Consider the following 11886-nt stretch of genomic DNA (forward strand, 5'->3'; position numbering starts at 1 on the left):
GGCCCGCGGTGCCTGCCTACGACCCGCGGCAGCCCGTGTTCGACGCCGTACCCGATCGTGCACGGTGGCGGTACAAGCCGCGCAACGCCTCCCGGCTGTGGCAGAGCAAGGCGGTCCGAGCCGGGATCCTGATCACCCTGCTCGCTCTCTGCGCACTCGTCATCCTGGCGCTGGTCCGCGAACAGACCGGAACGGAGGGCTTCCTGGTCGGACTCGGGCTCGCCACCCTTCCCGTACCCCTGTTGATCGCGGCCTTCCGCTGGCTGGACCGGGTGGAGCCTGGACCCTGGCGGAATCTGCTCTTCGCCTTCGCCTGGGGCGCCTTCGCCGCCGCGCTCGTCGCCATCACCGCGAACACCTTCGCCACCCGCTGGATCGCGACCGCCACCGCGGACCCCGCCAGCGCGGACACCTGGGGAGCGACCGTCGTGGCGCCGGTGGTGGAGGAGAGCGCGAAGGCCGTGGCGATCCTGCTGATCTTCATCTTCCGCCGCCGCGACTTCACCGGGATCGTCGACGGTGTCGTCGTGGCCGGCTTCACGTCGACGGGGTTCGCCTTCACCGAGAACATCCTCTACCTCGGCAACGCCTTCGGGGAGGACCAGGCCCTCGGCTCCTCGGGCTTCACCTCGGTGACCGCGGCGACCTTCTTCGTACGGATCGTCATGTCGCCCTTCGCCCATCCCCTGTTCACGGTGCTGACCGGCATCGGCTTCGGCATGGCCGCCCTCGCCACCCGCCGCCAGCGAATACGGCGGATCGCGCTGCCTCTGGTGGGGCTCGCCCTCTCGATGGGAGTGCACGCCCTGTGGAACGGTTCGGCCTCCCTCTTCGGACCGTGGGGCTTCTACGCCGTCTACGGCGCGTTCATGGTTCCCGCCTTCGGGTTGTTGACCTGGCTGACGATCTGGACGCGCCAACGGGAACTGCGCACCATCGCCACCGAACTGCCCGCCTATGCGACGGCCGGTTGGCTCGCGCCCGCCGAACCGCTCGCACTGGCTTCCATGAAGGCGCGCGGCATGGCACGGAACGTCGCTCGACGTGCCCAGGGCCCGGCTGCGGCGCATGCGGTCGCGGAGTACCAGCGGTTCGCGACATCGTTGGCGTTCTTGCGCCATCGAGCCAGGCGGGGCGCGGCGGGTGCCGACTTCATCGCCCGTGAACAGGAGTTGTTGCACCACATGTGGGAGCGCAAGGCGGTGGCGAGTCCGGCGCTGACCCATGCGGCGCGGGCGACGGGCAAGGTGTGGGTGCCACCGCCACACCGTGACTACGAGGGCTACAACCCCTATCGCGGCTGACCGCAACGCAACGCAGCGCTCTGCCCATGCCACTTGGCACTGGCACTGGCAACTCCACTGACACCGTGTCTGACAACGCCGACGATGACGCCGCTGTGGCCAACCGGCTCGGAGCACCAAGGGAGCCCGGCCGTCCGCTCGGAGGAAGAGGTGCGGTGCCGGTGCCCGATGGCGAAAAGACCGGCAGCCCTGGCGTCGGGGGGTGTGCGCCAGGGCTGCCGGAGTTCGGATACCGGCTGGGCAAGCCGGTGTGTGCGCCTTCAGGATGGCGCAGGGAGCTTGAGTGGACCTAGTGCCCCACTAGGGCTGACGGTCGTGGCCGCACCGCCCGCCAGGGCGGCTCGGGTACCACGACCCGATCCTCTGAACCGTCCGTGTCCATGGCGCGTTCGCCCCATCGATATGGACACGTGGACACGGTCACGGTCGCGGTCACCGCGAGCGGTGGCTCAGATCGTCAGACCCTTGCCGCGCAGCCAGGACAGCGGGTCGATGCCCGAACCACCGGGGGTCTTGACCTCAAGGTGGAGATGCGCGGCGCTGGCATTGCCGGTCGCGCCGACCCGGCCGATCAGCTGGCCCGTGCTCACCTTCGCGCCGGCGCTCACACTCATGGACGACATGTGCGCGTACATGACTTCGGTGCCGTCGTTCAGCTTGAGGATGACGTTGTAGCCGTACGAGTTGGACCAGCCGGCCGACTTGATGGTTCCGCTGGTGACGGCCTTGAGGGGAGTGCCGGTCGAGGCCGCGAGGTCAAGGCCGGTGTGCTGGCCCGAGGACCACATCGGACCGGACTGGCCGTAGCGAGCCGTGATCGTGTACGAGGAGAGGGGGAGCGAGAAGCTCTTGGCCAGCTTGGCCAGGCGCTCGGCCTCGGCCTTCTCCTTGGCTTCCGCTTCGGCCTTCTTCTTCGCATCGGCCGCCTTCTTCGCGGCCTTCTTCTCCGCGAGTTCCTCGGCCTTCTTCGCATCCTGTGCGGCCTTCGCCGCGGCGGCCTTCTCGGCGGCGAGCTTGGCCGCAGCGTCGGCGCTGGCCTGCTGCTGCTCGGCCTGCTGGAGGATGCGGGAGCGCAGTGCCTCTCCGGCACCGGCCTGCCCTGTGCTGACCTCCTGGCCTGCGAGCCCCATCGCCGCGTAGGAGGCGGACTCATCGACCTCCGGAGCGTCCTCGGAGCTCAGGGAGTCGGGAAGGCTCTCGGTGATGGCGTCGGGAAGCGATATGGAGACGGCGGGCTTGTTCTGGGCGGTGGCCATGCCACCGGCACCGACAGCCGCGATCACACCGACGCCGAGCACCGTGGAGCTACGGGCGAATCCGCCCCGCTGCTTCATGACCCGGTGCTTGTGGCGACCGCGCGGCCGGATGGTCTCCGCGGTGGGGTTCCACTCGCCGGTGGAGCGGGCTGCACCCTCTTCGCTGAAGACGCCGGATTTGAACGGTGCTTCCGGGGCAGGACTGTTAGACGCCACTGAGGCGTGCTCCTTTCCTTCCTTCTCGCCTACCGGGTTAGCTGACGGGTTCGGAGCAGGAAGGTCTCCTACGAGCGTCTTCGACCGCGAACTGCACGGCAGAATATGCCCGATTCACCCCAATTAGTGGTTCCCCGGTTCCCTTGCGGAATTCGGCGCATGAGCACGGCGCCGTCCTGACGACGGCTGGGACGACCGCGCTGCGTTATCGAACGTTAATAGACACCAGGACTTTATTCCAAGCTGTTCTGAGTGATCTTTAATCTCTTTGCCACAGACTTACCCGGACACAAGCGGCCGGATTCGGGCGACTTGAACCGGACAAGACGTGCGTCACACCCCTGGCGGTTCGTCAAATGTTATGCGCAGGGCTCCCCTTCAACTACGGAGAGTGCATGGGCTCGTGGTGCCTCTTCCCAGGGCCACCGGAAACAACCCACGGGCCGACGCGTCAACACGTCGAAACCGAGCCACTGAGCAACACCCAGCAACACCCAGCAGCTCCGCACAGCGCAACCGGGCACCCCGGCTACACCGGGTAGAACCGCGTCGCGCCGAGCAGTCGCCCTGATGAAGTCGCGCCAAGCAGTCGCCCTGACCGAACCCGACCCGCGGGTCGCCCCTGAGGGCCGAGAGGGGGCCTCCACGGGCACCCGGGGCTCTCTTAGCCGTGGGCCCGGGCCTTCAGAGGCCACGCCCCCGCCATACCGCACCACCTTCCGCCGGCCGGGCCAGCGCCAGCAGCGCCATATCGTCGAAGCTGCCCCCTCCGGTGTGTCTACGGACATCGTCGAGGAGTGCGTCGAGCAGTTCCCCCGGGCCGACGAACTGCCGTCCCGCCAGCCATACGGCGGGGTCATAGAACGTTCCCGCCCCGTCCCGTGCTTCGGAGAGACCGTCGGTGTAGAGCAGCAGGGTCGCCCCCGGCGGCAGCGGGTACTCCTCCGCCCGATCGGGCCAGGTCCCCAGATCGCCCATCGACAGCGGAAGGGCCGGCTCGGTCGGCGGGAGCCCCTCCAGTAGGCCGTCGGCGTACAGCATCAAGGGCTCGGGGTGCCCTCGGTTCACCATCCGGACGATGCCACCCCCGCGCGGGATCTCCGCCAGCACCGCCGTGGTGAACGTCTCCTTGGCGTCGAGGCTCTCCCGGCGGTTCGCCTCGCGGGTGAGCGCGCGCTCCAGCCGCTGGGTGACGCCCTCCAACGAACTCTCCTGCTCCGCCGCCTCCCGGAAGGCGCCGATGGCCACGGCGACCGTCTCCACGGCGCCCAACCCCTTGCCCCGGACATCTCCCACCACCAGCCGCACACCGTGGGGCGTCTCCTGTACGGCGAAGAGGTCACCACCGATGAAGGCGTCCGCGACGGCGGCCTCGTACCGCGCGGCGACCCGCAGGCCGCCGATGTCCTCGGCGGGTGTGGGCAGCACCGCCCGCTGGGCGGCTTCGGCGATCACTCGGGCGGACGCCAACCGCTCGCTGCTCCGCTGGATGACCCAGTTGATCAGCAGGGCGAGCCCGGAGACCGTGACCACCGTGATCATCTCGGTGTAGGTGGTGGGCTCCAACAGGGTGCGCTTGGCGTAGTGGAGCCCGATCACTCCGGCCAGGGCGGCGCCCCCCGTCAACAGGGTCGCGACCCAGGAGAAGAAGGGTGCGGCAAACAGGGGCGCCGCCGCGAACATGGGTGCGGCGGTGAACATCGGCGGGGTCAGGGCATCGAAGACCACACCGCCGACGATCATCAGAACGGGCAGCGTACGGACGAAGCGCCAGGTGCCCAATCCGAGGTGCTGTTGCTCCTGCTGCCCCAAGACTGTTCTCCTGCCAGGTCCGCCCACGGCTGCGGACACGGCTCCCGCGCCCCCCTCAGGCTGGCTCCAACGGGGGCAGGTGGCGAGCCACCACCGTCCAACCGGGCTAAGCCAGCCACATTCGACCGGCCAGGGAGACGGCCGCCCAAGAGACGACGGGTGCGCCGAAAAGAGAGGGAAACGAAATCCGGAGATGGCAAGAGTTACGAGAAAACGCATTAGCCCGGCACTCAAAAGAGTGCCGGGCTAATGTCTTACTAGTAGCGGGGACAGGATTTGAACCTGCGACCTCTGGGTTATGAGCCCAGCGAGCTACCGAGCTGCTCCACCCCGCGCCGTTGAACACAACCTTACGCTATCCGGAGCAAGATCAACTCCAATTGCGCCGAGGGTCCTCCGCCGCCCCGGACAGGGCCGTCGGGGACGGCGGGATTCCGCCCGCGGTTCACCGGTCTGACCTGATATGCGTACCGAACAGAGTCGCTGATCAGTCGTCGAGATGCCGCTCCCCGTACGCCCTCATCGCATCGCGAACGAACGCCGCGGTCCCCACACCGTGCTGGTCATAGACGGCGGTGAACCGCTCGTCCGCCACATACATGTCACCCAACCCGATGAAGTGGGACTTCGACGGCGCCTCCAGCGCCGAAAGCCAGTCGTACTGCCGCCGGGCAATCGCCTGCGCCGTCTCGCTGTCAGCGGCGAGCCCGTCCTTGAGCGCCCGGGCGAAGTCCTTGGCGATCGTCGTCTGCTGCGCCATGAACTCCCGACGCTCCGCATCGGTCAGGGAACGCCACCACTGATCACCCTTGCGGTACGCGTCCCGTCCCCAGCGCTTGGACACCTCCTGCTCGTACTGCGTGTGGTCAAAGCCGTCGAGCACTTCCTCGGCCATGAGCTCCTCCCCTGACTCGGTCTTGTGGAGAGTGGTCCGCACCGAGGCGATCTGTCGCCCGATGCGTTCGCGTTCCTGCTCCAGCAGCCGCAGATGCGTCCGCAGGGCGGCTGCGGTGTCGCGCTGGCCCTCCAACACCTCGGCGATGGCCGGCAGCCCGAGCCCCAGTTCGCGCAGCAGCAGGATCCGCTGGAGCCGAACGAGCGCGTCCGGACCGTAGTAGCGATAGCCGTTGCTGCCCACGCGGGTGGGTTCCAGCAGCCCCAGCTCGCCGTAGTGCCGCAGGGTGCGGCTCGTCGTCCCGGCGCGCCGGGCGATCTCCTGGATCGACCACTCCATGTCCTGAACGGTAGAACTTGACGTTACGTAAAGGTCAAGCCGGACATCCCACCGTCCTCCCGGATACCCGAAAGCGCGGTCCGAACCTCAGGGTGGGAGTCGGGACGGGGTCAGGACGGGAGCCGGGACGCCCTGGTGAGCAGATAGCGGGCCTCAGGCTCGCTGAGGGTGCGGCCCGCCGCGCGCAGATAGGCCGCCCTGGCCCCTTCGACGTCACCTGACCGCTCCAACAGATGGGCGCGCACGGACTCCAGTCGGTGGTGCCCGGTCAGCCGGTCCTCCAGCACGGCCACCTCGCCCAGCCCCGCCTCGGGTCCGTGCACCATGGCCACCGCCACCGCACGCCCGAGTTCCGCCATGGGCTCGGGGGCGAGCCGTACGAGGACGTCGTACAGCGCGAGGATCTGCGGCCAGTCGGTCGCCTCCGCGCTCTCGGCCTCGTCGTGCAGGGCGGCGATCGCCGCCTGGAGTTGGTAAGGCCCGGCGGGCCCCTGCGACAGGGCCTCCTCAACCAGGGCGATGCCTTCCTCGATGGTCCGCCCGTCCCACAGCGAACGGTCCTGCTCGGCCAGTGGAATGAGGTCACCGTGCCGTCCGGTACGGGCGGCACTACGGGCCTCGGTCAGCAGCATCAGGGCCAGCAGTCCGGTGACCGCCCCCTCCCTGGGCAGCAGCGCGCGCACGGCACGGGTGAGCCGGATCGCCTCCCGGGCGAGGTCGGCGCGGTGCAGGGTGCTGCCCGACGTGGCCGTGTACCCCTCGTTGAAGATCAGATAGAGGACTTGCAGAACGACCGCGAGCCGCTGGCCGCGGTCTTGGGGGCCCGGCTGACGAAAGGGCACGCCCTTGATCTTCTGCTTGGCCCGGCTGATGCGCTGGGCCATCGTCGCCTCGGGCACCAGATGCGCCCGGGCGATCTCCGCGGTGGTCAGTCCGCCGACGGCCCGCAGCGTGAGGGCCACCTGTGCGGTGGGGCTCAGCACGGGATGGCAGCAGAGGAAGAGCAGGGTGAGCGTGTCGTCCTCGATGGGAGCCAGGCTCTCGTCGGGGGGAGCGGTGGTGAACGCATCGCGCGGAGTGAGGCTCGCCGCGGTTTCCTCACGTCGCCGACGGGCTTCGTCGGCCCGGAGGAGGTCCGTCAACTTACGGGAGGCGACCTTGATCAACCAGCCGCGCGGATTGTCCGGCGGCCCCGTCCTGGGCCACTGGATCGCAGCGGCCAACAACGCCTCCTGTACGGAGTCCTCCGCCAGGTCGAAGTGCCCGTACCGCCGTACCAACGCACCGAGGACCTGCGGCGCGTTGAGGCGCAGCAGGTCCTCGGTATCCGGAGAACGTCTCATCCCGTTGTGACTAGCACACATCGCCTCCGCCGGCGTCCTGGATGGGGCGGATGACCACGGGGTAGACCGGAATGCCCGCGGGCTCGGGACAGCGGGCCACCCGCTCGGCGATCTCGGTCACCCGCTCAAGGCTCTCGCAGTCCACCACCCAGTAGCCGGCGAGGACCTCCTTCGTCTCACCGTACGGGCCGTCGGTGATGACGGGGCGCCCGTCGGCACCGAGGCTGACGTGCCGGGTCTGCGCAGGCTCGGTCAGTCCCTGGGAGTCGACCAGCTCGCCGGATTCGGACAGATCGTTGCTGATGGCGCCCATGTACTCGAACATCGCTTGGAGGTCCTGCTCGTTCCAGGCCGGGCTGTGCGGGGATGCCTTGCCCCCCATGGCCTCGTAGTCGACCTGGGCACCTTGGACCATCACCAGATACTTCATGACGCCACTCCTTGGGGGAACGGGCCGCCCTGGCCGGGCGACTCTCGTAGGAGACGTCGGAGCCGACCACGGGTTCTCGACAGGTCCCGGGAAGAAAGTTCAAAGAACTTTTCCCGGCGACCCGGCCGCCCAGTGGTCCGGTGGTCCGTCTGGCAGTCCCGTCGGCGAAGGGCGCGCTGGGAGGGGCCGGGGCGCCCCGCTACTGGACAGCGCCGGCGACCTGGGCCACCGGGTCCAGCAGGGGAGCGAGGTGCTGGGGCACCGTCATCAGTTGGTTCAGCTGGTTGAGCTCCTTCAGCTGGTCGAGCTGCCCCAGCGAGGTGGAGCCGCCGGCCGTCTGCTCGTCGACAGCGACCGCGGCTGACGCACCGGACACGGCCATGGCGGAGGCACCGGCGGCGAGGGCAACTGCGGTGAGGATGCGCTGAGTCTTCGTCATGCCGAACACAACGGGCGTACGGCACAGGGGTCACGGCACGGGGGCAGGGACAACCCGCAAGGAGCGCCGCGTTCGGACCCGTGGCCGACGACGGACGTGGGAGTCGTGCCGAGCGGCGGATGCGTTGCCTTCGCCGCTCGGAGACGTGGCAGGGCCCGTACGGAGTGACCGGCCTGCCGGGGTGAACCCACGGGCCCATATGGCGCAGCCGTTCGGTTCACTCCCTCCCCCAAGGGTGAAGTGCCCGTATCCCAGTTGACGTGATCAAGAACCTGTTGCGCGCCTCCACGGCTGCCGCACTTGCCCTGGCTCCCCTCCTCCTCTCCACCCCGAACGCCCATGCGGCCGAGACCGTGCCGATCGCCGTCGGAGTCAGCCGTCTGGCCGTCGAGACCGAGAGCAGGGAAGGGTACGACCGCGATCTGTTCAGACACTGGAACACCGGTCTCGATGCGACGGACGGGTGCAACACCCGGGCGGAGGTCCTGATCGCCGAGGCGGTCATCGCGCCGACGGTCGGTGCGCGTTGTGCGCTGACGGGTGGCTCCTGGTGGTCGTACTACGACGATGCCACGGTCACTTCCGCATCCGCCCTGGACATCGACCACATGGTTCCGCTCGCGGAGGCGTGGGACAGCGGGGCCTCGGGCTGGACGGCGGCCCGCAGGGAGGCGTACGCCAATGACCAGGGGGCCCATGCGTCCTTGGTGGCGGTGACGGCCCGGTCGAACCGGTCCAAGTCCGACCAGGACCCGGCCGAATGGCTGCCGCCTTCAGCCGATGCGCTGTGCCGTTACGCGTCGGAGTGGACGGCGACGAAACTGCGCTGGAACCTCGCCATCGACGAGTCGGAACAGGACCGGCTGTACTTCATCGCTGCGGGCTGTACGGAGACCACCGTGACGTACGAGCCCGCTCCCTAGCCGCTGGCACAACGGGCTCGGTCCGATCGTCGGGCGATCCCCCGTCGTTCGGGCCGGGCCCGGCCCGTCGGTAGCAGAAGGCGGGGCCTGGCCCTAAGGCACATCGGCGACCACCACATACAGCGTCACCGCGGCGAAGAACGGCCCCTCGGCGAGGTGGTCGAGCCACTCCCGCGCGTCCTTCGCCGCGAGATAGCCGGCCGCCACCGCGCGATCCGTGTTGCGGCGCAGCCCCAGCACATCGTCGGCCGCCCTGGCCTCACGGAACACCGAAGTGACCGGAATGACCTCACTCACGGTGAAGCCCGCGGCCAGCGCGAGCCGGGGCAGTTCACGACCGATGACCCCGTTGCGCACCACCCGGTCCGTGAGGTGGCGGGTGTAGGCACGCGCGGTCTCCAGCCGGGGGAAGTCGATCGCGAGCGAGTCCCAGTCGGGCTCGCCCATCACGAGCCTTCCGCCCGGCCGGAGCACCCGACGGACCTCCCGGAGCGCCCGCGCGGGGTGCTCCACGTGCTGAAGGGTCCGATCGACTCGGGCACGGTCCACGGTCGCATCGCGCAGCGGCAGCGATTGGACATCGGCCCGCTGGACCGTCAGCCCCGCAACGCCTTCGCTGCGTTCACGGGCCCGTCGCACCATCTCCGTATCGAGGTCGACGCCCATCACGGACCCGGCCGGGCCAACTGCCTGCGCGAGCGTCATCAGGTCGGTTCCGGGTCCGCAGCCGAGATCGAGTGCGAAGTGCCCCGGGCGGAGGTCCAACTGCTTCAGCATCACGTGCTTGTAGGAACGGGCGATGTCGGTCGCAGCCAGTCGATCGAGATAGCCGATGCGGTCGGGTACGGCCGTTTCGAAGACGTGCTCGGTCACCCGGGCCATGGACTGGGCCTCGCGCTCCAGTACGGCGCGCCCTTGTGGAGTCAGGCGCACCGGCCGCTGGCGGCCCTGCTCTTCGAGTGGCTCCACCAACTCCTTGGCTTCGAGCCGTGCCAGTGCCCCGTACAGGCTGCCCGCTCCGAGGCGCCTGCCGGACAGCTTCTCGATGGCGGTGTTGATGGCGTATCCGTGGAGCGGCCCGTCGGCGAGGGTGCAGAGCACCAGCATCTGGGCGTCGTTGGTGCGCATGCGGCTCCTGTGCCTTGAATCCGGATCCCTGTCCTGCCGTGCCCCGGATCAGAGGGGCCGTCCCCGGATCAGAGGGGGCCTTGCCCGTATTCGTATCGCGATCCGGGATCGGTGCGGTGCAGGGGGGCGCGTTCCGTCCGAATCCGCTCACCTGCACGTGGTTCACCATGAACCGGACCTCTGGCATCCGGATGCCGGAAACTCACGCCCCTGCCATAGTACGTGTCACGAAGTACGCACCCCGTACTATGCCTCCATGAAGGCCATGTTCCCTCTGGTGCGGCGGAGTTGCCAGTCCCTGTACACCCGTCGACTGCGACAGCGCACGGCAAACGGCCCCTTGCCCCGGCACATCGGGCTGATCATGGACGGCAACCGTCGCTGGGCCCGACAGATGGGTCTCGCCGAACTCGGCGTCGGACACCGCTACGGTGCCGAGCAGGCCCTGAAGGTCCTCGGTTGGTGCGAGTCACTCGACATCCGGCACGTGACCGTCTTCGTCTGCTCCACGGAGAACCTCGCCCGCCGCGAAAAGGCCGAAGTCGCCCTGCTGATGCGCACCATCGAAGAGATGTTGACCACCCACCTCGCCCGACCGGACAGCCCTTGGCGGGTACGGATCGCGGGCACGCTGGAGGCGCTGCCGACGACGACCGCACAGGCGCTGGCAACGGCCGTGGAATCGACCGCGGGTCGCACCGACGGCCCGCACATCACCCTGGCCATCGGCTACGGCGGGCGTCGGGAACTCGTCGACGCCGTACGGAACCTCCTGTCCGAACAGGCGTCGAGCGGCGCCGAACTCACCGGCATCGCCGAACGGCTCACCGTCGACGACATCACCCGGCATCTGTACACGGCCGGGCAACCCGACCCCGACCTGATCATCCGCACCAGCGGCGAGCGGCGCATGTCCAACTTCCTGCTCTGGCAGAGCGCCCACGCCGAACTCCGCTTCTGCGAGGCGAACTGGCCGGCCTTTGGCGAGATCGACTTCCTCCGAGCGCTGCGGAGCTACGGCACTCGGCAGGTGCGCTGCGACGCCTAGCGGGCACTCCCCATCAGCAACCCCTCCACGTCTCCGTGCTCCTGGCCACGACACAGAGATGCGCCCTGCCCGGTCGAACCAGGCAAGGCGCATCTTTGCAGGTCAGCGACTGAAAGCCCCTGCCCCGCGATTCGTAGGCCGTGTGGGACTCGAACCCACAACCAACGGATTAAAAGTCCGCTGCTCTGCCAATTGAGCTAACGGCCCTCGACGAGTCACCACTGAGCATAGCCCGATCAGGCCCGTGCGCCGATCGGGTATCGGATCACCGGTGTGGTGAAGTTCGTTGATGTGACCGGCCGGTAGGCGTTCGCGGAGATCGACTGTGAGATGGACCACTTCGTACGGCGGTTGCCCGCCTGTCTGTCGGTGGATCGCCCGGCAGCGCGCCCGTGGCCATGAGTACGAACAGGGCCCGCACCCCTGGAGGGGTACGGGCCCTGGTGCCGAGTCAGTCGTGCGCCCGGCGATCAGTCAGACGGTGCGTCAGCCGTTGCGCTTCCAGCGCGGCTTGTCGTCGCGGCGACCGAAGGAGGAGCCGGTGTTGGTTCCGGTTCCGGTGCCCCGGTGGTCGTCACGACGGCCGTAGGGACGGTCCGTCGAGCCGGCACGGAAACCGGTGCCCGCCGGGCGGTCGTCACGACGGTCACGGTTGAACGGGCGGTCGCTGCCCCGGTGGGTGCTGGGGCGGTCGTCACGACGGAACCCACCCGAAGGCCGGTCATCGCGACGGAAACCACCACGGTCACCACG

10 protein-coding genes, 2 tRNA genes, 1 pseudogene and 1 riboswitch are annotated in these 11886 nt (G+C 68.7%); of the genes and pseudogenes, 3 read left to right on the forward strand and 10 right to left on the reverse strand.

Annotated elements, in window-relative coordinates; genetic code table 11:
- The first annotated feature begins 8 nt into the window (after positions 1–8).
- Positions 9–1304: a PrsW family intramembrane metalloprotease gene (locus ACFXJL_RS04585; RefSeq protein WP_384689198.1), complete on the forward strand. Its 1296-nt coding sequence runs from the start codon at positions 9–11 to the stop codon at positions 1302–1304.
- Positions 1305–1753: 449 nt separating this feature from the next.
- Here ACFXJL_RS04585 and ACFXJL_RS04590 read toward each other — a convergent pair whose 3' ends face one another.
- The 7 genes from ACFXJL_RS04590 to ACFXJL_RS04620 all read right to left on the reverse strand — a co-directional run bounded on the left by ACFXJL_RS04590 (position 1754) and on the right by ACFXJL_RS04620 (position 8034).
- Positions 1754–2776, reverse strand: a complete 1023-nt coding sequence (locus tag ACFXJL_RS04590; protein WP_358880901.1) for a M23 family metallopeptidase — start codon at positions 2774–2776, stop codon at positions 1754–1756.
- 11 nt (positions 2777–2787) lie between these two features.
- Positions 2788–2944, reverse strand: a riboswitch (cyclic di-AMP (ydaO/yuaA leader).
- Positions 2945–3460: 516 nt separating this feature from the next.
- The gene (locus tag ACFXJL_RS04595) at positions 3461–4588 is read right to left on the reverse strand and encodes a PP2C family protein-serine/threonine phosphatase (protein ID WP_358880900.1); all 1128 of its coding nucleotides are present in this window, start codon (positions 4586–4588) and stop codon (positions 3461–3463) included.
- A gap of 261 nt (positions 4589–4849) precedes the next feature.
- Positions 4850–4923 (reverse strand) — tRNA-Met (locus ACFXJL_RS04600).
- A 152-nt stretch (positions 4924–5075) separates the two neighbouring features.
- Positions 5076–5822: a MerR family transcriptional regulator gene (locus ACFXJL_RS04605; RefSeq protein ID WP_384642355.1), complete on the reverse strand. Its 747-nt coding sequence runs from the start codon at positions 5820–5822 to the stop codon at positions 5076–5078.
- Positions 5823–5932: 110 nt separating this feature from the next.
- Complete coding sequence (locus ACFXJL_RS04610; RefSeq protein WP_384689203.1) at positions 5933–7165, reverse strand: RNA polymerase sigma factor; 1233 nt, start codon at positions 7163–7165, stop codon at positions 5933–5935.
- Between the two features lie 10 nt (positions 7166–7175).
- A complete protein-coding gene (locus tag ACFXJL_RS04615) occupies positions 7176–7595 on the reverse strand; it encodes a YciI family protein (protein WP_329020893.1) in 420 nt (139 codons plus the stop codon).
- Positions 7596–7794: 199 nt separating this feature from the next.
- Entirely contained in the window at positions 7795–8034 is a 240-nt protein-coding gene (locus ACFXJL_RS04620) for a hypothetical protein (RefSeq protein ID WP_358880897.1), read from the reverse strand.
- A 260-nt stretch (positions 8035–8294) separates the two neighbouring features.
- Between ACFXJL_RS04620 and ACFXJL_RS04625 the strand changes: the two genes are divergently transcribed.
- Positions 8295–8957: an HNH endonuclease family protein gene (locus ACFXJL_RS04625; protein ID WP_384689206.1), complete on the forward strand. Its 663-nt coding sequence runs from the start codon at positions 8295–8297 to the stop codon at positions 8955–8957.
- A 93-nt stretch (positions 8958–9050) separates the two neighbouring features.
- Here the strand turns inward: ACFXJL_RS04625 and ACFXJL_RS04630 are convergent, their stop codons facing one another.
- Positions 9051–10085 (reverse strand): methyltransferase domain-containing protein, encoded by a 1035-nt coding sequence (locus ACFXJL_RS04630; RefSeq protein ID WP_384642363.1) that lies wholly within the window; start codon positions 10083–10085, stop codon positions 9051–9053.
- 256 nt (positions 10086–10341) lie between these two features.
- Here ACFXJL_RS04630 and uppS point away from each other — a divergent pair, with 256 nt between their 5' ends.
- The gene (gene uppS / locus ACFXJL_RS04635; protein ID WP_384689210.1) at positions 10342–11133 is read left to right on the forward strand and encodes a polyprenyl diphosphate synthase; all 792 of its coding nucleotides are present in this window, start codon (positions 10342–10344) and stop codon (positions 11131–11133) included.
- Between the two features lie 134 nt (positions 11134–11267).
- Here the strand turns inward: uppS and ACFXJL_RS04640 are convergent.
- Positions 11268–11340, reverse strand: a tRNA-Lys gene (locus tag ACFXJL_RS04640).
- Between the two features lie 279 nt (positions 11341–11619).
- Positions 11620–11886: pseudogene (locus ACFXJL_RS04645) on the reverse strand (RNA helicase); the annotation flags it as partial.

The sequence above is a fragment of the Streptomyces sp. NPDC059256 genome (genome assembly GCF_042753785.1).
Taxonomy (GTDB): Bacteria; Actinomycetota; Actinomycetes; order Streptomycetales; family Streptomycetaceae; genus Streptomyces.

Excerpts from the sequence above, each read along its gene's own strand:
- ACFXJL_RS04620 (WP_358880897.1), bottom strand. The coding sequence starts at position 8,034 with ATGACGAAGACTCAGCGCATCCTCACCGCAGTTGCCCTCGCCGCCGGT.
- ACFXJL_RS04615 (WP_329020893.1), bottom strand. The coding sequence starts at position 7,595 with ATGAAGTATCTGGTGATGGTCCAAGGTGCCCAGGTCGACTACGAGGCC.
- uppS (WP_384689210.1), top strand. The coding sequence starts at position 10,342 with ATGAAGGCCATGTTCCCTCTGGTGCGGCGGAGTTGCCAGTCCCTGTAC.
- ACFXJL_RS04605 (WP_384642355.1), bottom strand. The coding sequence starts at position 5,822 with ATGGAGTGGTCGATCCAGGAGATCGCCCGGCGCGCCGGGACGACGAGC.
- ACFXJL_RS04610 (WP_384689203.1), bottom strand. The coding sequence starts at position 7,165 with ATGAGACGTTCTCCGGATACCGAGGACCTGCTGCGCCTCAACGCGCCG.
- ACFXJL_RS04630 (WP_384642363.1), bottom strand. The coding sequence starts at position 10,085 with ATGCGCACCAACGACGCCCAGATGCTGGTGCTCTGCACCCTCGCCGAC.